A 21,841-nucleotide genomic window follows, 5' to 3' on the forward strand; every position below is an offset into this window, starting at 1 on the left:
AAAACTGAGTATTCACCTCTCTTTATTTAGATGGGTTGTTCGCCAAAATTACCATAATAGCTAACTTCAATTGTATCGTGATGAACGATTAATTTAGTGACGCTACCATTTTTAGGACTAGATGATATATCAATATTAGGTGCGTATCGTGAAACGATACTTCTAATTGCTGTCCCGTGACCAACTAATAGAACGTTGTCATTATTATTTTGGTTAGTGCGTAAAAAATCAAAAGCATGATCATAGCGATTCCAAAATTCTTGGTCATTTTCAGCTAAATTAAAAGGGTCAGCACTTTTTATGAAATCACGTGAGTCTTCGATGGAATATTTTTCAAGAATATCATTGAAGGTTTGACAATTAAAAGGTGTACCAACTGTTTGCATAACAGCTGCAGTATCTTGGCCTTCAAATGAGCCATAATATTCTTCTCTAAAAAGTGCTGTTTCAATTGGTGTTAACTGTGCATTTTCTTCAACATTCGTTTCACTTAAAATATGGCTTAGTGTTTTTTTTGTACGCATTGTGTCACTTCGATAAATGGCATTAAATGATTTATCGCGTAAAAGTTTTCCTGAATGGGTGGCATCGTTGATTCCCTTATCTGTAAGTGGAGAGTCACACCAGCCTTGCATTCTCTGGAAAGAGTTAAAAAAAGTTTGGCCATGACGAACCATATAAACGGTAAATGACATATGAAATCCTTTCATAAATAAATATTTAATTTGTAAATAAAAAAGGTACTTAGAGCTGTCTGGTTTTTGATGAATAGTCTCACTTAATGCATTAATTTTAGAAAAAGAAAAGACTTTTATTTTATTTAATCCAATGTATACTAAATAAACGGAGAATTAAAATATGAGATTATTTATGACTACTAGTAAGATGATACCGAATGAGATATTAATTACAAGTCTAAATCTAATTGTTTTAACTGCATAAATTGTATTAACTATTCAAGAAGGAGTGTTTATTATTTTGATTACGTTGGCTGGTATTATTGGTTCAGGAAAATCTAGTATGACAAAAATTTTATCTGAAGAACTTGGGGTAGAGGCTTTTTACGAACCTGTTACAGATAACCCGGTATTACCTTTATTTTACAAAGGTAACGAAATCGCTGCAAAAAAACGTGAAGCAGGGGATAAGGAAGCAACAAATCCCTACGCTTACTTATTACAAACTTTCTTTTTGAATCGTCGTTTCAGAATGATTAAAGCAGCAATGCAAGAAGATAATAATGTTCTTGATCGTTCAATTTATGAAGATGCTATTTTTATGAAGATGAATACAGAAATGGGTAATGCCACAACTGTTGAATATAACATCTATCAAGATTTATTAGAAAATATGCTTGAAGAGTTACCTTATGCTGCACATAAAAAATCACCCGATTTGATGGTTATGATTAAAGTTTCTTATGAAACAATGGTTAATCGTATTCAAAAACGTGGCCGTGATTATGAACAAATTGAAACTGACCACTCATTGGTTGAATACTATAAAACATTACTTCGCTATTATGAAGATTGGGAAAAAGAATATGACGTTTCTGAATTTTTAGTTATTGATGGCGATAAATACGATTTTGTTGAAAATGAAGCTGATCGTAATATTGTTTTAAATATTATTGAAGATAAATTACAAGAATTAGGTAATTTATCTGAAAAAGAAGTTATCGATTACAAGACACAACGTAAATCAATTTAAACTAAAAGGAGTAACCAATTTTAAAAATTGGTTACTCCTTTTTTATTTAGATTTTATCATCATCGTGATGATTGAAATATTCAACTTTAACTGAATTGTCATCAACGATTAACTTAGTTACACTACCGTTTTTAGGGCTCATTGTAATATCAATTTCGGGTGCAAAATGAGAAACGATACTTCTGATTGTTGTCCCATGACTGACAACTAAAACGTTATCGCCATCTTTAGCATCTTTACGCAATAAATCAAAACCTTTATTACGACGTGCCCAAAAATCGGCATCGTCTTCAGCATCATGGAAAGGATCGATTTCTTTGAAGAAGTCACGTGCCTCTTCAATTGAAAATTTTTGCAAAATCTCAGTGAAATTAGCAGCGCCATGTGGCTTACCAACAACAAACCAAGCTTGAGAAGAATCGGCACCTTCATAGTAACCATAGCCTTGCTCTCTAAGAAACTCAGATGTTGTAACAATTAAATCTGAAGAGTTTTCATTTTCAGATAAAATGTAGTTAGCTGTACGATTTGCGCGGGTTGTATCACTACTGTATGCATTAGCAAACTGAATTTGTGATAATTTTTTTCCAGTAGTGTGGCCGTCGTTAATGCCTTTTTCTGTAAGTGGTGAATCGGACCAACCTTGCATCCGATTATATTTATTGAAAATGGTTTGACCATGGCGAACGAGATAGACTGTAAATGGCATGAGAACCTCCTGAAGTTTATGTGATAGCCCCATTATACGCTAAAGAAAACGATTATTCTAAAAAGCTTATCCTAGAATTTAGCATCAAGTTTTTTTCTAAGTAAAAATTTCGTAAGTTGTACTAACCCAGCTAAGACCACTGGAAGTAATGCTATCCCGGCAATTGAAAGGAAAATAATAGAAAAATGATCCTTAACAAATGGAATTGCGCCGAAGTAGTAACCGACGCCACTTCCAATGGCTACCCAAAGTGAGACGCCAATTAAGTTGAAAATACTAAAATGTCTGTAATTCATTTGAATAGTACCAGAAATAAGTGGCACAAAAGTTCTAATTAATGGGATAAAGCGTCCAAATACGACTGTTTTTGCACCATGTTTTTTGAAAAAACTTTTGGCGATTTCCATCTTTTCAGGGGGGATTCTTTTTTTAAAGAAAGGTAATTTATTTAAATGTCGACCAATTTCAAAATTCACGGCATCTCCAGAGAGTGCGGCAAAAAAGAATATTGGGACTAATACCCGAATATCAATGGTATCTGTTGAGTAGGCGGCAATGGAACTAGTGAAAAAGAGTAGCGACTCACCAGGTAGAAAAGGAAAAACAACAAGACCTGTTTCGGCAAAGATAAGTACAAAAAGAATTAAGTAACTCCAGTTACCTAAAGTCTGGAAAAGAGGTCCTAAATAATTTTCGAAATGGGTGAAGAAAAACCAAGCTTGTTCGAACATTGTCAGGCCCTCCAATCGTTTTAGTCTTACTCATTATATTAAACTGAAATTAAAAAAAAGGCTATTATTTTAACTGATATTTAGCTTTTATTAAGATTTGTCTCACTATAAGAGGTCACCAGTGTTAAACAGGTTTCGATACTGGTATACTAGATATATTAAATTTTTGGAGGTCAATATGACTAGACACACTTTAATTGCAGGAATGACAACTTTAATTGGTCTAATTATTGGGATTGTGATAAGTAAAATTGCTGTCGCAACATTAATTGGATTAGCTGTTGGAATCGTAGTTGACCAATTCCTACCAAATAAGAAATAAGTTCAATTAGTTGCCTATTTGAGTTGATTATAAAAAAATGATACACTATTAGGCCTAATAAAATCATGTAAAGTGGGGTATTGAGAAATGGCTGATGAAATTAAAATCGAAGAACAAGCACATCTTGATGATGTTATTGTTAAAATAAAAGATGCTGAAGTTAAACGTCAAAATGAAATAAAGTACGCTGAAAGTGAAGCACGATCGATTAATGGCGAATTTACAAGTGATGTTCATATCAATACGACAACATACACTGGAATGATTGATACAGCAATGTCTGTTCGTCAGCAACAACAGTTATTAGCTGAACGTGAAACGAGTTGGAAAAACGCAACTTCTCGTTTAGACATTTTAAAGAAATTAGAAAAGAAACCTTATTTTGCACGTTTAAACATTCAAGAAGGAACTAATAAAAAAGAAACAATCTATATTGGCTTGGGCTCTTTTGCTGATCGACCTGAACACTTTATGGTTTATGATTGGCGTGCACCCATATCGAGTGTTTATTACGATGGCGGACTAGGTGATGTCACTTACCAAACTCCTGATGGTGATCAAACAGTAGATGTTTCATTGAAACGTCAATTCGTAATTGAAGATGGCCAAATTGAAACGATATTTGATACTGATGAAGCTGTTGGTGATCAGATGTTATTAGACGTCTTGAATGATTCTGCTGATACAAAGATGAAGAGTATCGTAACGACGATTCAGAAGGAACAAAATCAAATTATTCGAGATGTAAAAGCTGAATTATTATTTGTTCAAGGTGCAGCTGGTTCGGGTAAAACCTCAGCTGTATTACAACGTGTGGCTTACTTGCTGTACCGTTACCGCGGTAATTTAACAGCTAGTCAAGTTGTTTTATTCTCACCTAATCAATTATTTAATGATTATATTGATCAAGTGTTGCCAGAACTTGGTGAACAAAATATGGTTCAAATGACTTATTTCCAATATGCATCAAGACGTTTACCAAATATGCAAGTTGAAACGTTACAAGAACGCTTTGAAGAAGACAATGCGCCTGCTAAAAAACGTATTCAAGTTCTGAAAAATAGTTTGGCATTCTTTAATGCCTCAACTGCTTATTCAGAACATTTGGAACAAGCAGACATGAAGTTCAGAGATATTAAATTCAATAATGAAGTCTTTATTTCAAAAGATAAAATAAAAGGTATCTACTATAAATATAATGAAAATTATCATTTACGGACAAGATTAGAAGCAACACGTGAATCATTAGTTAAATTATTGAATCGTCGAATTGAAGCTGAGGCTAAGTTAGAATGGGTTGAAAAAGCAATTCAAGATATGTCTAAAGAACAATTGAATGATTTGTATGGAGACCAAGACCGCGAATTTGCAAGCGGTGATAAAGAAATGCGTTTCTTAACGCGTACTTTAGTTATGCGCCAATTTACAAGTGTGCACAGAGCAATTGTGCGCAATCGATTCTTAAATATCAGTTCACAATATGTGAACTTTTTACACAATGTGCCTAAGTATCTTAATTTGAGTGACTATAATGTTACTGTAGAAGAATGGCAAGCAGATGTGGCTGAAGTTGTGTCACGTTTAAAAAATCGTCAAATATCGATGCATGACGTTACGCCATACTTATACTTATTTGATCGTATGACGGGTAAGCATGGTGAAACAGATGTCCGTTACGTCTTTATTGATGAAATTCAAGACTACACGGCATTTCAATTAGCTTTCTTGAAGGAAGGGTTCCCAAGAGCTAAGTTTACACTGCTTGGTGATTTAAACCAGGCTATTTTCACAAAAGAAAATAGTAAGAGTTTACTATCAGAATTGGGACATTTATTCCCAGCTGATAAAACCAAAGTCGTGCAATTGACGAAATCATATCGTTCAACACAACAAATCACAGATTTCACAAAAGAAGTGTTGATAAATGGTGAATCAGTGACGTCATTTAACCGACAAGGTGACTTACCCACAATGACTGTGGATAATAATTCTGATAAATTAGTTCACGATTTAGAAAAACAAGTACAACAAAATGTGGATGATCATCTAACAACGGCAATCATCGCTAAATCATTAGCTGAATGTACAGAATTGTATGAACAATTACAAGCCGAGGGCGTGCCAGTTACATTGATTAAAACGGAAAATCAACGTTTGGCCGATGGAACGATTATTGTGCCAGCTTTCCTAGCTAAAGGTTTGGAATTTGATGCGGTTGTTATGTGGGGCGCTTCAAAGATTAACTATCATGAAGAAGACGAGCGTCAATTAGTTTATACGATTTGTTCAAGAGCAATGCATCGACTAACTGTTTATGCTGAAAAAGAATTATCACCATTATTTGACCATGTTTCAAAAAGTTTATATAGTTTAAAATAAGCTATGGAAGAAATGACCTATTGCGGAAACTGATAGGTCATTTTTATTAGAGGATTGTTAAAATGGATAAACAAATGAATTATTATAAAATTCCAAGGGATGAATGGCGTGGCTTTTATAAAACGAAACAGATTGATTTGTCACAACAAAAATTGAATGAAATTCAATCTGTTAATGATAAGATATCAGTTCAAGATGTGCAGGAAATTTACATGCCATTGGTTCATTTATTAAATATGACATTGTTGGGTAAGCAAGATTTGCAATCAAAAAAAGCAGATTTTCTAGGAATTAAAGATCAAAAATGGCCTTTTGTGATTGGAATTACGGGTAGTGTTGCAGTGGGTAAAAGTACAACGGCACGTTTGTTGCAATTATTACTCACAGCGTTATACCCAACAAAAAAGGTTCAAGCAATTACAACGGATGGCTTTTTATATCCTAATGAAACACTAATTCACCAGAATATCTTGGACCGTAAAGGTTTTCCAGAAAGTTATGACATGGAAAAACTAATTCTATTTTTAAACGACGTGAAAAGTGGTCTGAAAACTGAAGCACCAGTATATTCACATGATAGTTATGATATTGTACCTGGAATGGTACAAACAATTAATCAACCAGATATTTTGATTGTTGAAGGGATTAATGTTTTACAATTACCAAGTAACCAACAATTGTATGTTAGTGATTTCTTTGATTATTCAATTTATGTTGATGCTGATGCTGACTTAATTGAAAAATGGTATTTGGAACGTTTTGGTGTTCTTTTGAACACCTCTTTTCAGAAACCTGGAAATTACTATTATGATTATGCGATTGGTAACCACGATGAAGCATTTAAGTTGGCACGTAATGTCTGGAAAACCGTGAATTTAAAGAACTTACAAGAGTTCATTTTACCAACCAGAAATCGTGCTGATCTTATTTTAGAGAAGACAGATGAGCATCGAATTAATACCGTTTATTTACGCAAATATTAGAAAATAGAGATATTTTCACAGATTTTCATGAAAATTAAATCAAACGATTGACCAAGTGGGTTTCAATCAGTAGAATAGACGTAATAAGAAACTAAAAAATATGAAGAGGTGACTATTTTTGGCCAACGTTAGCATGCAAGATTTCGACAAAATTATCGTTCTTGATTTTGGTAGTCAATATAATCAATTAATTACTCGTCGTGTACGTGAATTCGGAATTTATTCTGAATTGTTATCACACAAGATTAGTGCAGCCGAAATAAAAGAGATTGCCCCTAAAGGTATCATTTTTTCTGGTGGCCCAAATAGTGTTTATGATGAAGATGCACTCAGAGTAGATCCTGAAATCTTTGAATTAGGTATTCCTATCTTAGGTATCTGTTACGGTATGCAACTAATGGCATATACAATGCCAGGTGGTAAAGTTGAAAGTGCAGATAACAAAGAATATGGTAAGGCTGAAATTGAGGTTACTAATCCAGAAGGAACTTTATTCAAAGGATTACCAGCTGAACAAACAGTTTGGATGAGTCATGGTGACTTAGTAACAGAAGTTCCTGATGGTTTTACATCAGTTGCAACTTCTGTTAACTGTCCTATTTCTGCAATGCAAAATCTTGATAAGAAATTCTATGGCCTTCAATTCCATACTGAAGTTCGCAACACTGAATTTGGGGATGACATTTTACGTCGTTTCGCATTTGATGTTTGTGAAGCTGAAAGTAACTGGTCAATGGCTGATTTTATTGATTTACAAATTGCTAAAATCCGCGAAACTGTTGGTGATAAAAAAGTCCTTCTTGGTTTATCAGGTGGGGTTGATTCTTCAGTTGTTGGTGTTTTATTGCACAAAGCAATTGGTAACCAACTAACAAGTATTTTCGTTGATCATGGTTTACTTCGTAAAAATGAAGCTGATCAAGTTATGGAAATGCTTGGCGGTAAATTTGGCTTGAATATCATTAAAGTTGATGCTCAAGAACGTTTCTTAGGTAAATTAGAAGGAATTTCTGATCCTGAAACGAAACGTAAAACAATTGGTAATGAATTCATCCGTGTCTTTGATGATGAAGCTACTAAGTTAAAAGGAATTGACTTCTTGGCTCAAGGAACACTTTACACTGATGTGATTGAATCTGGGACAGATACTGCCCAAACAATTAAATCTCATCATAATGTTGGTGGCCTTCCTGATGATATGCAATTTAGCTTAATCGAACCATTGCGAACATTATTCAAAGATGAAGTTCGTGAACTTGGCGAAAAAATGGGTATGAGTGAAGAATTAGTATGGCGTCAACCATTCCCAGGCCCTGGTCTTGGAATTCGTGTTCTTGGTGAAATTACTGAAGAAAAATTAACAATCGTTAGAGATAGTGATTTAATTTTACGTGAAGAAATTAAAAATGCTGGTCTTGATCGTGAAATCTGGCAATACTTTACTGTCTTACCGGGCATTAGAAGTGTTGGTGTGATGGGCGATGGACGTACTTATGACTACACAGTTGGTATCCGTGGTGTTACTTCAATTGATGGTATGACTGCTGATTTTGCTAGAATCCCTTGGGATGTCTTACAAAAAATCTCAGTCCGTATTGTAAACGAAGTCGCACATGTTAACCGCATCGTGTATGATATTACGAGCAAGCCGCCTTCAACAATCGAATGGGAATAGCGATGTAGGCCAATTTGAGCTAGAAAGAGTGATACAGAGGCATTTTGGATTTGCTCAAGGCAGCTCAAACTCCGCCAACTCCGCCAAAAAAATATGGTGCTCCGCCGAAACTCCGCCTAATTATGGTGGACAATCAATCGAAAACTCATTTAAGACTGCTAGAACTTACTTGGTTCTGGTGGCCTTTTTTAGTCTGGCGGAAAAATGAACTTGCGAGAATACACAGTAGAGTGCTTGGTATTTATGGGCTTAGGATATATAATTAAATAAGTTATTAATACTGTGGGGGGAAAGGCATTGGAGTCAGAAAATTTTGAATTACTGGAAAACACAGATATTACAACTTTCTTGATTGACCGACCGTGGATAACTTACCGAACAAATGCAGATCTTGACGCTCTGGGATCCAGATTTGGTTCTCCAAATCCAGAAGGTTCAAACAGATTACGCCGAATGAGTTCGATAATCAGTGCAACTCATGCAAATGATCGAACGGCTTCTTTATTATCGTTTCTATTTTCACCAGCACAGTTGCGACCGGTGATTAATGAGTATCTTTCTGGAAGTCAGTTTTCGCAACTGAAGGAAATTGATAACTTTATTCTGGAAGGCCTTACTGGTGATGAATCTAAGGACATCCTGATTGTAGCAGACGCAATTAAGCAGCGCGTAATCAGAGAGATAAACGCCATTCTTCTCTACAGCAACTTAAAACTCGTATCTAGTGGTAATTCGTGGGAAATTATCGCAGCAGATGAGAATGTAAAAGTCCTCGTGCCGATCAAGAGGATCAATTCAGGATACATTTCAGAGTTGTTGGCGCAGGGACAAGATGACTTGCAGGATAATGATTTTGACAGCGTAGTTACAAAGGCTAGAACACTTATCGAAGAGGTGTTTCTTCAAATATTGTCCGATAACGACGTAAAGTGTAAGCGTAATGGCGATATTGGTCAATATCGTAATTTGGTGGTTAAAACATTGGGAATGAGACCTTCTCGGGAGTGGAATCCACGTATTACGAAAATGATTAGTCACTTAAATGGAATCACCGATTTAATCGCAGAAATGCGCAATAAAGATGGCGATGCACATGCTAGCAATGAACGAGTAAAAATTCAGGCAGCAGAGGCGGAACTACTACTCAATACGTCTGTTAGTCTGGCTACCTACTATCTCAGAGTCAATGACAGACATGTACAGAGATAAAATAATAAATTGGAGTAATGAACGTGAAAAAGCAAACAAACAGTAACCTTCATGTATCACGTGCTGGAAAAACAGATGAGTTTTATACTAATATTTCAATGATTGAAAACGAGCTACGCCATTATCGTGAGTATTTCAAGGATAAGGTTGTGTTTTGTAATTGTGATGATCCAGCCATCAGTAATTTCTGGAAATACTTTCAGATTAACTTTTACATGTTAGGCCTAAAAAAACTAATATCTACGCACTATGAATCCGACAAACCCAGTTATAAATTGGAAATAATTAGACAAGATGACAAGATTGGACAACTTGCATTTTTACCGGATTACGTTGAAACACCACTAACTGGAGATGGCGATTTTCGAAGTCCGGAAGCAATTCAGTTACTTAAAGAAGCCGATATTGTCGTAACCAATCCCCCTTTCAGTCTATTTACTGATTACATCGCACAGTTAAGAGCTTTTCACAAAACATTCCTAGTGATTGGTAATCTCAACGCAATTACCTATAAAGAGGTACTGCCTTTAATTATGGCCAACGAAATTTGGCTAGGGTACAATTCTGGACACTTTTGGTTTAAGGTACCTGAAAGCTATGAGGCGAAGAAAACGGATTTCAAGATTGATGAAAATGGACAAAAATGGCGGAGAATGGGAAACATTTGCTGGTATACCAACTTAGATACGACACAACGTCACGAAAAGCTGACAATCTTCAAGAACTATTCTCCAGAGATATATCCAAAATATGATAACTATGATGCCATTGAGGTATCCCGTGTTGCGGATATTCCTTGTGACTACTTTGGTGTCATTGGTGTGCCAATTACTTACATGACGCGGTACAATCCAGATCAGTTTGAAATTGTTGATGTAAAAAGTTCAGGGCTTTTGTTGACTAAAAAAGATGGCACCGTTAAATCAATGTACAAGAGAGTGTTAATTCGCAACAAGGGAGGCCAAACGCATGCAAATTGAGAAAAAGGATATTCCAGTAAGCCAAATCGTAAACGGATATGTAGATTCCGATGAAGATGGTGTATATGGATATGACGGAAAATTAAATATTCGTCCGGCCTTTCAGCGTGAATTCGTCTACAAACCTAAGCAACGTGATGAAGTTATTAATACCGTCCGCAAGGGGTTCCCACTGAATGTTATGTATTGGGTTGTTGCAGAAGATGGACACTATGAAATTTTAGATGGACAGCAGCGAACAATCTCAATATGTCAATTTGTACAGGGTGATTACTCCATCAATTTCCAGTACTTTCACACGCTCACACAGGAAGAACAGCAGCAAATATTGGACTATCCTCTGACGGTTTATATTTGTACTGGTACAGATCGAGAAAAATTGGATTGGTTCAAAGTGATCAATACTGTTGGGGAACAGCTTACTGCACAAGAACTTAGAAATGCAATCTATACGGGGCCATGGTTGACAGATGCCAAGAAGTACTTTTCGAAATCACAGTGTCCCGCATATCAGATTGGCGGCGACTATTTAAATGGTTCTGCTATTCGACAAGACTTTTTGGAAACCACACTCAAGTGGATCTCGTCGAAACAGGATATTGAGCTTGAGGAGTACATGGCGCAGCACCAGCACGATGAAACGGCAATCGAACTGTGGCTATACTTTCAAAACGTAATTAATTGGACAACCTCTATTTTTCCTAACTATCGTAAGCTGATGAAGGGGATTGAATGGGGGTTTCTATACGATACTTATCATGAGAATACGTATAATCCGGCTACGCTCGAAGCTAGAGTTAGCGAGCTGATAGAGGACGAGGATGTTACCAAGCAGAAGGGGATATTTGAGTACGTGCTTGGCGGGCCAGAGCGCGTATTATCAATTCGGGCATTTAAGCCTAAGGACAAGCGAGCAGCATACGCAAAACAGAATGGAATCTGTCCGGTATGCGGCAAGCATTTTGAGTACGACGAGATGGAGGGCGATCATATTACTCCTTGGTCTCAAGGTGGGCATACAGTACTCTCCAATTTGCAAATGCTGTGCAAAGACGACAATCGAAAAAAATCCGGAGTATAATGCCAAGGAGCTAATATGGTACGAATAGATATGAGCACTGTAGCCGCGAGGGAAAAAGCATTCGGCGAATATGGAGATACGGTCTGGTTTATCTACAGGGTGTTTTCAGAAAGACTCAAGCGGCGTATGAAGGAGCAGGGCGTATCCAAATATCAAACTGCTGGGTTCAAGAATGCAAAAGAGTATAATGAGGCTCCAAGTTACCAACACGAAGTAAGTTATTCGATGGTTGACTCCATAACCGCACCTATTCCCCGATTGGATACGCGTCAGAATCCTTATCTAGTGCCTTCTTCCAAGTACTATCTACGATTTGTAGATACCTTGAATTTTAAGGATGTGTATGAGTGCATTTGGGGGTCTAATTATGAAATTAGAAACTATCTGCCTAATGTATTTGAGTCAGTGTGTAATGAAGCGCAATTCCAAAATAACCGACTAGGTAGCCTTATTAATGATATAAAGCAGACACAGCCTCTTAGGATTCCGAACAATACGATTCAACAAATATATGAAGGAATAAAAAGCGACTTGCTGAATGAGTGGGACAAATTCACAAGAGTTCGGAATCAAGAAACGAAAATAGCGACAGTAATTGACTTCGAAAGTAGTGCTGATAACGAAAGCATTGCCGCAGGAATCCCACTAATAGATAAGATTGATTCTGGCGGTGTCTCGAGAGAAGGGTTAGGTGAGGTTCTCGAACTTAAGCAACTTGGTGAACCATTAAAAAGATTTGTTGATTATCGGGTAACACCGCTGATAATGAATCGGTTTCTCCAACAAATATCAAAATAGTCACTTAGGGCGAAGTTTTAAAAACTTCGCCTTTTTTGATACACATCTTTTCCGATACGTCAATACCCGGTTTTTCGGGTGTCAAGACATTGGCGAAGCCTGATATATATATTGGGCGTAATTGAAGATAAGATGTAGTCAATCAAAGGCCTTTGATAAAAGTTAGTCTATTAAAACTGTGTTGGATGTTTATCCAGAAAAGGAGAAATGCATGAAACTAGCCAAGGTCAAACTTTCAGAAGTTGAAATTAGCAACGTTGAGAAGCCAAAAGCAGCTCGCGTGGTATCGGTATCAAAAAGTCCGCGCTACGCAGATAACGGTGATCCAATCAACGGATCGGTCGCAAAGGTAGTATGCCACATAGTAGATGCTGAACTTGCCAAAACATTGGAGAAATCTGGCGACGGGGTAGAGGACTTAAAGACGTATGCACTGGAACTTGTTGGGGATGAGAAGGATCTGCTGGAAATTTCTGAGGCAGAACTTTTGGGCACAGAGATTGAATTGAAAGACGCCAAGGTAATGCTTAAGTGGAGCGCGGGGCGTACTAGTGGCTGGCGTGACGTGAAGCTTGTTATGAATATTAGCGATGGGAAGTAGGCGTAGGTATGAGTGAAAAAAAGAAGCTATCTGTTTGGGCGTACTTGAATGAAGCTCAATATTGTCTCACGAACCGTGACGCATTCGATGTTAAAAGAATTGAGTCTTTGATTGCAGCTGCGTACAGAATTTTTACCGGCCAGCAAGTAGGAGACTTTGAAGAGGAGTTCTTGAATGATAAAAAACGCAAGGGAAACAATTAGCAGATTTTTGCCAGTCTCTACGCATACTGCGAAGCTGAGCATCTATGAATCCATTGATGAGGTTGATCAACGCAAGCAGGTACGGTCAAGATTATTGTTTAAGGTCTGGGCATGTGTTACAGTGCTAATCATTCTCTGGAGCTGCGCTAAGTGGACGTGGGCTAAAATAATTGGCCAAAAATCGGAATTAGATCTATGGCCAATTATCCTGATGCTTGGACTACTTGGAGTAGTTGTGTCTCTTGCTGGGGCTTGGAGATATCTCCACAGTAGATATTCGCCAGTTGAACGTTGGAAGATGGAACGTTTGCTTTGGCAATTTTCGGAAAACGTTAATTTGATTAAGCAAGGCGTGACTGGCCATGTCGCATACGTAAGATGGGGATATGTGGTCTCGAATGATGAAGTTAAGATCACGCTACTAACGGGTGGCCGTGTCAGCTCGGATTTCGAAGCGGATATTGGACGCCGCCTGGTTGCATTCCTCACCAAGGAGACGACAGCTTACTGGGAAATTCGTGATAAGAAGTCTGGAAACGGCATTATCGAAATTAACCTAACTCACAATAAGGATGAGCGAATTACAATCAACCGTTTGGACGCGTTGCAGACAAGCGAAAAGATCAATATTCAATTGACTGGCAGAATGTCGCTAACATCTAAACAGCCGATGGGGTTGATAGTCGGTCCAACAGGAACGGGGAAAACTAGTTTGCTAAAGGGCCTGATTATATCCTTCTTGGTAAATAATCCCGATAATGTCGTGTATACGATCGATGGTAAGGCAGCGTTCTTGGGTCAGTCGATGAAGCGTATTGGTAAGGTTGCCATGAATACGGAAGAGGCAATTCAGCTCGTTGACGAATTGTGCAAAATCATGGATCAGCGATACAAGGAGCTAAATGCAGATCCCGATGATGAGCGGGATATTACGCATTGCGAAAAATTTCATCAGGGTACGATTCTCCTTGTTGTCGATGAGCTACTGTCGCTGGTTGCAAACATGAAGGCTGAGGATCAGCAGAGGAAAACAGCCGACAAACTATATCCCCAATTCAACGCCAAACTGTTGTCCTTGATTACAAAGGGACGGCAGAGTTCTATCTCGGTTATTGTAGCGGGGCAAATGATGCCTGCGTCTGCGCTCCCAACAGAGGCCAGGAGTTCGCTAGGGATGCGGATCAGCTTAGGTAGAACGTCGCCTCAGCAAGCTCAGGAGGTGTTTGGAGAGAGTCACCATGATTTACCGTTAATTGATGCAAAAGAATTTGGTGGTGTCATTTGGCTGGATGGTTTGAATTGGGATGGGCCAAAAGCATTTTTACCGCCAAAATATGATGAAGATAAACTGCCGTTTAAAGCAACACTTACAATGCTTGCTGGTAGGCGTGGCGGTGGCGGAACGCCACAAGCTGCGACTGCCAGCGAGGACTTGCCTGTTACTTGACATACAGGCAAGATAAGCTGAAAAAATGAGCAAGAATAGCGGTGAGTATGAGTACAACGCCAAAGTTATTACATTTGAAGATCATATCGAAATTGTGAAATATGGCGTGCCAAGGGTTCACAAATCTCCAAAATTATTGAAAAATCCAGAGTCGAATATGCCTATAAATGTGTCATATAGTGATGAAACCCAACTCGTGCAGCAGGCATTTAGGATTAAGAGAAAGGTGAAATACTATCTAGAGGCAAATTCGTTCAATTTGTTTTGGACGCTTACGTTTGATGACTCGAAGGTGAATGCAAAGAACTATGAGTATGCACGAAGGCGGCTGCGTGCTTGGTTGAAGTATCAGCGCGAAAAGTTCGGTAGGTTTGACTACCTATTTATTCCTGAACTTCATCCTTCATCGGGTAGAATTCATTTTCATGGCGTTACTGGCGGACTTGCCCCACCTTTAACGCCTGCACGTTACCCCAAGAGTCAGCGGCTAATTAAGAAAAAGGGATTGCAGATATACAATGCAGATAGCTGGGAAAAGGGTTTTAGTACGGTAAGCCATATTGCCGACAAGCGTAAGGCAGCTAACTATATTACCAAATATATAACTAAAGAACTTCTACAAATACCGCACGCATATCATCAACCACGGTACTTTGTGAGCCATGGACTAAAGCAGCCGACTGTGGATTACTGGGATCTAGATGAAAGTTATTTCGCAATTTTTAGACCGAATTTTGTTGTTGGGCACTTGGACAGCCCAGATAGTGCGCTGGAAACAGATGTAGCAATTTACCAGATTGATATTACGAGCGATGGCAAGTTAGCGCAGGACAACGATATAAAGACCGTCTGGAAACTAAAAAATACGGTCGATTTTGGGAATGGAGGAGGCCCTTGAATGGAAAACAACACGGTTACGAAGAAAGACCTGATATCGCTTGGTTATCGTGAGAATACTGCTGCTGAATTAATTAGACAAGCAAAGCGGAGCATGGTACAACAAGGATATGAGTTTTATACCAATCGGCGCCTAGGTCGGGTACCGGTTGCAGCGGTTGAGGCAATTATTGGAGCATCCATTCGAAAGGATGCAGACGATGCCAAAGACTAAGTTCGCTGGTGTATACAGTGGCCAAAATGGCCGCTACTACTATGATATACAGTTGGGGGTGGATGAAAGTACCGGAAAAAGAATCCGGAAAAAGAGTCAAAAAGACGCGGATGGCCAGTTGTTCAAGTCAGCGACTGCTGCGCACAGGGAAGTTGTACGACTGAAAGCAGAATTTGATCGCGAGAGCGGCCATACCGTCTATGCGTTAACCTATGGCGTGTACATGCGAAAATCGTATATTCCTGCATACCAAGCTAGCGTACAAAAAGAAACGTTTGAAACGCGTAAGACTTCATTAAACGTCTTCGTACAAAAATTTGGAGATATAGAATTACGAAAGCTAGATGTTAGGCAGGTTCAGGGCTTTAGGAACTGGCTGCTTACAGATGCTGGTTACTCACAGAGCTATGCAAGTTTGGTCTTTGGTATGTTTCGTAAATCGCTGGATTTTGCGGTTGAGATGAATTACTTACCTAGTAATGTGTCAAAGCGTGTTAAGGCGATACCTAAGGGACGTGCTACGGTGCCGTATTGGACTAAGAGTGAGTTTCAAGCTGTACTAAACCAGATTTGTACTAGCGACTACTACGAACACCTGAACTTTGTCATGCTGTATGTTTACTTTATGACGGGTGTTCGTGTTAATGAGGGGATGGCGCTACAATGGGCGGACGTGGACTTCACGCATGCACAATTACGCGTTACTCACATGCTGGTAATCAAGACCAAACAAAATTGGGAACGGCATGACTACACTAAAACTGATAGCGGTTTGAGAACTATCTCCATAGATCGGGATACTTTGAAGGTGCTCCGTGTTTGGAAAAAACGTCAAACTCAGAATGGTTTTGGTAAGCAGGATGATTTTGTCTTTAGCTATGACGGAAGCCCGATGCTGAAATCAACGCTCATGCGGATAATCCATCGGTACGCCAAGTTGGCCAATGTTCACCCGATACAAGGGAAAGGACTTCGGCATAGTCATGCTAGTTACTTGATTAATGAGTTCAATGTATCAGTGCTTGTTCTGTCTAAACGGCTGGGGCACTCATCCCCGGAAATTACGTTAAGGCACTATGCGCACATGTATGTTGGTGCAGATAAGGAACTAGCACAGATGATGTCAGGTCATATAACCTATGCAGCACCAAAGGAATCTAAGGTGAAGTTTAATGGTAATCAGACTGTTGCTCCGCCGCAGCTCCGCCAATGAATAATAAACTGGCATAAATGCCGTTGTAACAACGATTGTAATCGACCGTTATAATTGAATGGGAATAAGCTTAAAAATGATAATCCTTTAGTATAAGGATTATTTTTTTTGCATGAAAGTAATCACAATCGTTTAAATAATTTTGAATCCTTGATTTAATGATGGATAATGATAAGCTAACAGTAAGATTGATATAAAAGGAGATTAACTATGATTTGGTTATGGATACATTTGATTACTTGGGTTGTGATAGCGGTTCTAGTGGCGCTCACAATTTTTACAAATACTAATACAAAAATTTATCAAATGATTACGAGACTGGGATATTTGATTTCAATTGCTAGTGGTATTATGTTGCTAGGGTACGCATGGCAAGGAAATCCAATTTTAACGGCCATTAAATTAGTTGTTGCCTTAATATTTATTGGACTAACTGAAATGACCTTTGCACGAAAAAATAAAAAGCAATTAAATAAAAGTATCATCTACGCGGTAGGCATCTGTTGCCTATGTGTGGGTGTTTTAGGATTAATGCTCGCAGGTGGAAGACCTTTTATTTAGACAATAAAATACTACATAATATTTAGGCGAAAATCTAAGTATTATGCGGTGTTTTTATTTTAAACAATTTAAATAAAATGCATTTAATCGATATAATTCTATTTGCTGAGCACTCTAACTTGACTGTGACGTAACAAGATAGTATATATTTATGTATATTGTAAATGTATAAAAAATACTTAATGGGGGTTAATTATTATGAAATCAGTTGTTGTAAAAAAATCAGGTGGCCCAGAAGTACTGGAAATTGTCGAACGCTCAATTCCAAATCCAACTCAAAATAAAACAGTTATAAAGATTCATGCTTTTCCAGTACACCGTTATGAGGTGCTAACTAGAGAAGGTGGATCACCTTCAGTTAAATTTCCGAGAGTAATAGGTGTTGAAGCTGTTGGTGAGGTCTATGAGCCTTCACAGGAAAGTAACTTAGAAAAAGGACAAAAGGTCGTAATTTTTATGGGTGGCCTTGGGCGTGAATTTGATGGTAGTTATCAAGAATATGCTTTAGTTCCTGATAATATCATTTATCCTGTAACATTCAATGGAACTTGGATAGAGTTAGCCAGTTATCCTGAAACTTTCTATACTGCTTTTGGGGCTTTAAAAGCAACACGATTTAAGGAAGGTCAATCTTTATTAATTCGTGGTGGAACTACTGGAGTTGGAATGGCTGCGTTATTGTTAGGAAAGGGATTTGGACTTTCTGTATCTAGTACAACAAGGCAAAACAACCGTAAAGAGTTGCTATATACTTTAGGAGCTAATGAAGTCATATTAGATCAAGATAATCATATTGAAACAAGTAACAAATTTGATGTGATAATTGACGTGGTAGGTACTACAACTGTAGAGGATTCCTTAGCACATCTTAAAACAGGAGGGTTTTACACGTTAGTTGGTCAATTGAGTGGGGAATGGTTATGGAAAGACTTTGACCCGTTCATCAACTTGGCGAATAAGTACGCGACAGTTTTTGATTCATCTAATGTTGATAGTTCTATGGTTAATGAGTTGTTTAATATTATTAATGAAAAACAGTTTCACTTTCCGATTTCTAAAGTTTTTAAACTAGATGATATTCAAGACGCTCATCGCTATTTGATGGAAAAAGACCGTCCAATCGGACAGGTTATTGTTACTAACGACTAGAGTGTCAGATTGAATTATTTAACTAATCTAAAAAAGTAGTTTCTAAGTTTCCAATATTTGGGTTCACTTCACATCTTTAGGTAACTTGTCTTCGGTATTAAACCGGAGGAAGGTTGCCTAATTTTTTTTCTTGTCTATTCAATCTTTTCATTCAAAATGGCAAACTCAAGCCAGCCGTATTTTGAGGAACCAGTTTTAATAAGGGTGTCGCCAGAATTAAGCTGCCATAAATAGTCTGCGGTTTTTAACTTATTTTTTTGACAGAATGATTTTAGTTTAGTTAATCCTTGATGGATACCAGCTTCATTGTTTTCCACTAAAATACATGCGTAATTACCTGCATGTTTTTCCATGATTGGGATAAAAACGTCATGATCATCTGTAAGTTTTTCTTTGATAACTCTAAAAGACGCTTCAGCGTAACCGATTGGATTATCAACAGCCAATGTTGTAAAAAATCCAGATTGTGTTGTATCCATAACAGCTAATGCGTCTAATTGTTTATAGAATTCTGAAAATAATTGAGCGACTTCTTCCTCAGTACAACCTACGGATTGACGAGAACACCAAAAAATTGTTTTCATTCGGTTTTCTATCTTGGGCTGATATAGGGTAGTGTCCTTAGTAACAGATTGTTCTTCAATTTTTTTGTTGATAACATTTTTAATTTTAACTAATTCGTCAATCTTTTTATCAATTTTACCTTGAGCATTCAGTAATTGAGGTGTTGGTACGCCTTTTGAATGGATTTTAATTTCCTTGATATCAGCTACTGAAATATCTAAACTACGTAAACCAAGTATAAATAGCAAATCGTATAATTGGTCATAATCATAATAACGATAACCAGATTCGTTTTTTTGGGCAGGTTTAAAAATATTTTCTTGGTCATAAAAGATTAATGTACGGCGAGTTGTGTTAGCTAATTTGGCCATCTCACTTATTTTTAACATATAAGGCTCCTTTATTGTCTGTAACGTAACGGTACAGTGTATGATTAAGTATAACATGAAAAAATTCAGACTTAAAAGAAAGGTGGTTTGATCAATGAAACAGGAATCTCTTTTCTCTAATCAACCTCAAAATTCACCATTAGCCAGTCGAGTTCGACCACGAAAATTAGAAGAATTTGTTGGTCAACAGAATCTACTTGGCCCTAACAAAATATTACGAGAAATTATTGAAAGTGATCAAGTTCCTTCAATGATTTTTTGGGGTCCACCTGGTGTTGGTAAAACAACTTTAGCCGAAATTATAGCAAGTAAAACTGAATCTAATTTTTTAAGCTTTAGTGCAGTTGATAGTAGTATTAGTAAGATAAAAAAAATTATGAAACAAGCGGAGTTAGATTGTGAAATTGGTCAAAAAACCATTGTTTTCGTCGATGAAATACATCGCTTTAATAAAGCACAACAAGATGCATTTTTGCCTTATGTTGAAAGAGGTAGTATTACTTTAATCGGTGCTACAACTGAAAATCCGTCTTTTGAAGTGAATTCAGCGTTATTATCCCGGTGTAAAGTATTTGTACTGCATGCGCTTAAACAGGCAGATATTGTTGTATTAATCGAAAACGCGCTCAGCAACCCGGACGGATTTGAAGAACAAACAATCCACATTAGTTCTGATGAAATTCAAGCGATTGCTAATTTTGCAGATGGTGATGCCAGAATGGCATTAAATACCTTGGAAATGGCAGTTCTGAATGGTGAAAAAGCTGATAATATCGTTACGGTGACGATGGATAATTTAAGCCAATTGATTAATAAAAGATTTGTCCGTTATGATAAAAATGGGGAAGAACACTATAATATAATTTCAGCTTTGCACAAATCGATGCGTAATAGTGATGTCGATGCTGCTATTTATTGGCTGTCCCGAATGCTAGAAGGCGGAGAAGACCCGATATATATAGCACGGCGACTTGTTCGATTTGCAAGTGAAGATATCGGGTTAGCAGATACGAATGCACTCAATGTGACAATTAATGTTTTTCAGGCATGCCAATTCATTGGTATGCCTGAATGTGATGTTCACTTAGTGGAAGCAGTAACCTACTTGTCTCTGGCACCTAAATCAAATGCCGTTTATAAGGCAAGATTAGCTGCAGCTAAAGATGTTAAAACCACGGCCAATGATCCCGTACCATTACAAATACGTAATGCGCCTACCAAATTAATGAAAGATCTAGGGTACGGTAAAGGGTACGAATTAGCTCATTATGCCAAAGATAAGTTAACGACTATGAGTACCATGCCACCTTCCGTAGCAGGACATCGATATTATAAACCAACCAGCGAAGGTAAGGAACGACGTTTTAAAGAGCGTTTAGCCCAAATAAAAGCATGGCACCAAATAAATGGATAGAATAAATAGAAAGTATTTTTGAGATGAGAATACTTCAGACGTAGACAAAGTACTGAGTAATCAGTACTTTGTTTTTTTATATAGGTTGAATGTATTACTTAAGCGTCTTACAACGAAAGTGGATACGAGAAAAACGATTAGTAAAGAGGAGGCATACTAATGGCTAACAATGGGATACCTAGCATAAACGAAGTCGGCATGTTACCAAATTTATTTTTAGTGATTAAATTTCAAGATGGCGTGACTAAGTATGTACGGAGTGAGATAAATAAAAGTGAGATGGAAAGTTTCAAATCGGGAGCAAAGAATAAACTTGGATTTTTAAAATTGACGCCAAAAAATTATTGGATTGGGAATGACATTGTCATTAAAGTGGATAATCATTTTAAAGTGAACGATAAGATCTATGATGGTAATGATATTTATAGGAACGGCAAAGATTCTTATTAATTAAGAGATTCTTTTAAAATATAATCGTTTATTAATTGTATCTACAAAATTAATAAAGGGCCATCTAGATAGTTGCTTCTCTAAAAGTGCTTATCCAGATGGTTCTTTTATTTAGCTATTCATATAGTTCAGATAAATTGGAAAAAGGTGCTATAATAAAAT

Annotated in this window: 23 protein-coding genes; 19 read left to right on the top strand and 4 right to left on the bottom strand. The window is 37.4% G+C overall.

What is annotated here, in order from left to right; translation table 11 throughout:
* Window positions 1–26: 26 nt before the first annotated feature.
* Window positions 27–710: a histidine phosphatase family protein gene (locus AC1RP4_RS01390; RefSeq protein ID WP_481760917.1), complete on the bottom strand. Its 684-nt coding sequence runs from the start codon at window positions 708–710 to the stop codon at window positions 27–29.
* 268 nt (window positions 711–978) lie between these two features.
* On the opposite strand from AC1RP4_RS01390, the gene AC1RP4_RS01395 reads away from it, so the two are divergent.
* The gene (locus tag AC1RP4_RS01395; protein ID WP_481760916.1) at window positions 979–1,710 is read left to right on the top strand and encodes a deoxynucleoside kinase; all 732 of its coding nucleotides are present in this window, start codon (window positions 979–981) and stop codon (window positions 1,708–1,710) included.
* A gap of 46 nt (window positions 1,711–1,756) precedes the next feature.
* Here AC1RP4_RS01395 and AC1RP4_RS01400 read toward each other — a convergent pair whose 3' ends face one another.
* The gene (locus AC1RP4_RS01400) at window positions 1,757–2,419 is read right to left on the bottom strand and encodes a histidine phosphatase family protein (RefSeq protein WP_481760915.1); all 663 of its coding nucleotides are present in this window, start codon (window positions 2,417–2,419) and stop codon (window positions 1,757–1,759) included.
* A 71-nt stretch (window positions 2,420–2,490) separates the two neighbouring features.
* Complete coding sequence (locus AC1RP4_RS01405) at window positions 2,491–3,150, bottom strand: VTT domain-containing protein (RefSeq protein WP_481760914.1); 660 nt, start codon at window positions 3,148–3,150, stop codon at window positions 2,491–2,493.
* 178 nt (window positions 3,151–3,328) lie between these two features.
* Between AC1RP4_RS01405 and AC1RP4_RS01410 the strand changes: the two genes are divergently transcribed.
* The 16 genes from AC1RP4_RS01410 (at window position 3,329) to AC1RP4_RS01485 (ending at window position 18,862) form a co-directional block, all read left to right on the top strand.
* Window positions 3,329–3,472, top strand: coding sequence for a hypothetical protein (locus AC1RP4_RS01410; protein WP_481760913.1), 144 nt, complete (start codon window positions 3,329–3,331; stop codon window positions 3,470–3,472).
* A gap of 87 nt (window positions 3,473–3,559) precedes the next feature.
* Window positions 3,560–5,851 (top strand): RNA polymerase recycling motor HelD, encoded by a 2,292-nt coding sequence (gene helD, locus AC1RP4_RS01415; RefSeq protein ID WP_481760912.1) that lies wholly within the window; start codon window positions 3,560–3,562, stop codon window positions 5,849–5,851.
* A 62-nt stretch (window positions 5,852–5,913) separates the two neighbouring features.
* Window positions 5,914–6,834, top strand: a complete 921-nt coding sequence (coaA, locus tag AC1RP4_RS01420) for a type I pantothenate kinase (RefSeq protein WP_481760911.1) — start codon at window positions 5,914–5,916, stop codon at window positions 6,832–6,834.
* A gap of 133 nt (window positions 6,835–6,967) precedes the next feature.
* Window positions 6,968–8,509: a glutamine-hydrolyzing GMP synthase gene (gene guaA, locus AC1RP4_RS01425; RefSeq protein WP_481761138.1), complete on the top strand. Its 1,542-nt coding sequence runs from the start codon at window positions 6,968–6,970 to the stop codon at window positions 8,507–8,509.
* Between the two features lie 297 nt (window positions 8,510–8,806).
* Window positions 8,807–9,718 (top strand): abortive infection family protein, encoded by a 912-nt coding sequence (locus AC1RP4_RS01430; RefSeq protein WP_481760910.1) that lies wholly within the window; start codon window positions 8,807–8,809, stop codon window positions 9,716–9,718.
* Between the two features lie 17 nt (window positions 9,719–9,735).
* Complete coding sequence (locus AC1RP4_RS01435; RefSeq protein WP_481760909.1) at window positions 9,736–10,698, top strand: adenine-specific methyltransferase EcoRI family protein; 963 nt, start codon at window positions 9,736–9,738, stop codon at window positions 10,696–10,698.
* Window positions 10,688–11,779 carry a GmrSD restriction endonuclease domain-containing protein gene (locus AC1RP4_RS01440; protein ID WP_003588255.1) on the top strand — a complete coding sequence of 364 codons (1,092 nt, stop codon included), beginning with the start codon at window positions 10,688–10,690 and terminating at the stop codon, window positions 11,777–11,779. Before AC1RP4_RS01435 ends, AC1RP4_RS01440 begins: the two co-directional genes overlap by 11 nt.
* A 15-nt stretch (window positions 11,780–11,794) precedes the next feature.
* Entirely contained in the window at window positions 11,795–12,577 is a 783-nt protein-coding gene (locus AC1RP4_RS01445; RefSeq protein ID WP_481760908.1) for a hypothetical protein, read from the top strand.
* A 211-nt stretch (window positions 12,578–12,788) separates the two neighbouring features.
* Complete coding sequence (locus AC1RP4_RS01450) at window positions 12,789–13,178, top strand: hypothetical protein (RefSeq protein ID WP_481760907.1); 390 nt, start codon at window positions 12,789–12,791, stop codon at window positions 13,176–13,178.
* Between the two features lie 8 nt (window positions 13,179–13,186).
* On the top strand, window positions 13,187–13,381 hold the full coding sequence (locus tag AC1RP4_RS01455) for a hypothetical protein (protein WP_481760906.1): 195 nt from the start codon (window positions 13,187–13,189) through the stop codon (window positions 13,379–13,381).
* Complete coding sequence (locus AC1RP4_RS01460) at window positions 13,353–14,828, top strand: FtsK/SpoIIIE domain-containing protein (RefSeq protein WP_481760905.1); 1,476 nt, start codon at window positions 13,353–13,355, stop codon at window positions 14,826–14,828. The genes AC1RP4_RS01455 and AC1RP4_RS01460 overlap by 29 nt, the downstream gene beginning before the upstream one ends.
* A gap of 25 nt (window positions 14,829–14,853) precedes the next feature.
* Window positions 14,854–15,726 carry a rolling circle replication-associated protein gene (locus AC1RP4_RS01465; protein WP_481760904.1) on the top strand — a complete coding sequence of 291 codons (873 nt, stop codon included), beginning with the start codon at window positions 14,854–14,856 and terminating at the stop codon, window positions 15,724–15,726.
* Window positions 15,727–15,939, top strand: coding sequence for a DUF3173 domain-containing protein (locus AC1RP4_RS01470; protein WP_003599276.1), 213 nt, complete (start codon window positions 15,727–15,729; stop codon window positions 15,937–15,939).
* Entirely contained in the window at window positions 15,926–17,152 is a 1,227-nt protein-coding gene (locus AC1RP4_RS01475; protein WP_481760903.1) for a tyrosine-type recombinase/integrase, read from the top strand. Before AC1RP4_RS01470 ends, AC1RP4_RS01475 begins: the two co-directional genes overlap by 14 nt.
* A gap of 210 nt (window positions 17,153–17,362) precedes the next feature.
* Window positions 17,363–17,713 (top strand): YisL family protein, encoded by a 351-nt coding sequence (locus AC1RP4_RS01480; protein WP_409021639.1) that lies wholly within the window; start codon window positions 17,363–17,365, stop codon window positions 17,711–17,713.
* Between the two features lie 198 nt (window positions 17,714–17,911).
* On the top strand, window positions 17,912–18,862 hold the full coding sequence (locus AC1RP4_RS01485) for a zinc-binding dehydrogenase (RefSeq protein ID WP_481760902.1): 951 nt from the start codon (window positions 17,912–17,914) through the stop codon (window positions 18,860–18,862).
* Window positions 18,863–18,996: 134 nt separating this feature from the next.
* Here the strand turns inward: AC1RP4_RS01485 and AC1RP4_RS01490 are convergent, their stop codons facing one another.
* Complete coding sequence (locus tag AC1RP4_RS01490; protein WP_481760901.1) at window positions 18,997–19,815, bottom strand: MerR family transcriptional regulator; 819 nt, start codon at window positions 19,813–19,815, stop codon at window positions 18,997–18,999.
* Between the two features lie 94 nt (window positions 19,816–19,909).
* On the opposite strand from AC1RP4_RS01490, the gene AC1RP4_RS01495 reads away from it, so the two are divergent.
* Both AC1RP4_RS01495 and AC1RP4_RS01500 read left to right on the top strand, forming a co-directional pair.
* A complete protein-coding gene (locus tag AC1RP4_RS01495; protein WP_481760900.1) occupies window positions 19,910–21,229 on the top strand; it encodes a replication-associated recombination protein A in 1,320 nt (439 codons plus the stop codon).
* 159 nt (window positions 21,230–21,388) lie between these two features.
* Entirely contained in the window at window positions 21,389–21,679 is a 291-nt protein-coding gene (locus tag AC1RP4_RS01500) for a hypothetical protein (RefSeq protein WP_481760899.1), read from the top strand.
* Window positions 21,680–21,841 lie beyond the last annotated feature (162 nt).

The organism is Dellaglioa sp. CoH-56-MRSF-10 (genome assembly GCF_056782175.1).

Bases quoted from the DNA above. Each gene is read 5' to 3' on its own strand.
- AC1RP4_RS01410 (WP_481760913.1), top strand. From the start codon at position 3,329: ATGACTAGACACACTTTAATTGCAGGAATGACAACTTTAATTGGTCTA.
- guaA (WP_481761138.1), top strand. From the start codon at position 6,968: ATGCAAGATTTCGACAAAATTATCGTTCTTGATTTTGGTAGTCAATAT.
- AC1RP4_RS01465 (WP_481760904.1), top strand. From the start codon at position 14,854: ATGAGCAAGAATAGCGGTGAGTATGAGTACAACGCCAAAGTTATTACA.
- AC1RP4_RS01460 (WP_481760905.1), top strand. From the start codon at position 13,353: ATGATAAAAAACGCAAGGGAAACAATTAGCAGATTTTTGCCAGTCTCT.
- AC1RP4_RS01495 (WP_481760900.1), top strand. From the start codon at position 19,910: ATGAAACAGGAATCTCTTTTCTCTAATCAACCTCAAAATTCACCATTA.
- AC1RP4_RS01490 (WP_481760901.1), bottom strand. From the start codon at position 19,815: ATGTTAAAAATAAGTGAGATGGCCAAATTAGCTAACACAACTCGCCGT.
- AC1RP4_RS01405 (WP_481760914.1), bottom strand. From the start codon at position 3,150: ATGTTCGAACAAGCTTGGTTTTTCTTCACCCATTTCGAAAATTATTTA.
- AC1RP4_RS01445 (WP_481760908.1), top strand. From the start codon at position 11,795: ATGGTACGAATAGATATGAGCACTGTAGCCGCGAGGGAAAAAGCATTC.
- AC1RP4_RS01390 (WP_481760917.1), bottom strand. From the start codon at position 710: ATGAAAGGATTTCATATGTCATTTACCGTTTATATGGTTCGTCATGGC.
- AC1RP4_RS01480 (WP_409021639.1), top strand. From the start codon at position 17,363: ATGATTTGGTTATGGATACATTTGATTACTTGGGTTGTGATAGCGGTT.
- AC1RP4_RS01470 (WP_003599276.1), top strand. From the start codon at position 15,727: ATGGAAAACAACACGGTTACGAAGAAAGACCTGATATCGCTTGGTTAT.
- AC1RP4_RS01450 (WP_481760907.1), top strand. From the start codon at position 12,789: ATGAAACTAGCCAAGGTCAAACTTTCAGAAGTTGAAATTAGCAACGTT.
- AC1RP4_RS01440 (WP_003588255.1), top strand. From the start codon at position 10,688: ATGCAAATTGAGAAAAAGGATATTCCAGTAAGCCAAATCGTAAACGGA.
- AC1RP4_RS01485 (WP_481760902.1), top strand. From the start codon at position 17,912: ATGAAATCAGTTGTTGTAAAAAAATCAGGTGGCCCAGAAGTACTGGAA.
- coaA (WP_481760911.1), top strand. From the start codon at position 5,914: ATGGATAAACAAATGAATTATTATAAAATTCCAAGGGATGAATGGCGT.
- AC1RP4_RS01500 (WP_481760899.1), top strand. From the start codon at position 21,389: ATGGCTAACAATGGGATACCTAGCATAAACGAAGTCGGCATGTTACCA.
- AC1RP4_RS01455 (WP_481760906.1), top strand. From the start codon at position 13,187: ATGAGTGAAAAAAAGAAGCTATCTGTTTGGGCGTACTTGAATGAAGCT.
- AC1RP4_RS01435 (WP_481760909.1), top strand. From the start codon at position 9,736: ATGAACGTGAAAAAGCAAACAAACAGTAACCTTCATGTATCACGTGCT.
- helD (WP_481760912.1), top strand. From the start codon at position 3,560: ATGGCTGATGAAATTAAAATCGAAGAACAAGCACATCTTGATGATGTT.
- AC1RP4_RS01400 (WP_481760915.1), bottom strand. From the start codon at position 2,419: ATGCCATTTACAGTCTATCTCGTTCGCCATGGTCAAACCATTTTCAAT.
- AC1RP4_RS01475 (WP_481760903.1), top strand. From the start codon at position 15,926: ATGCCAAAGACTAAGTTCGCTGGTGTATACAGTGGCCAAAATGGCCGC.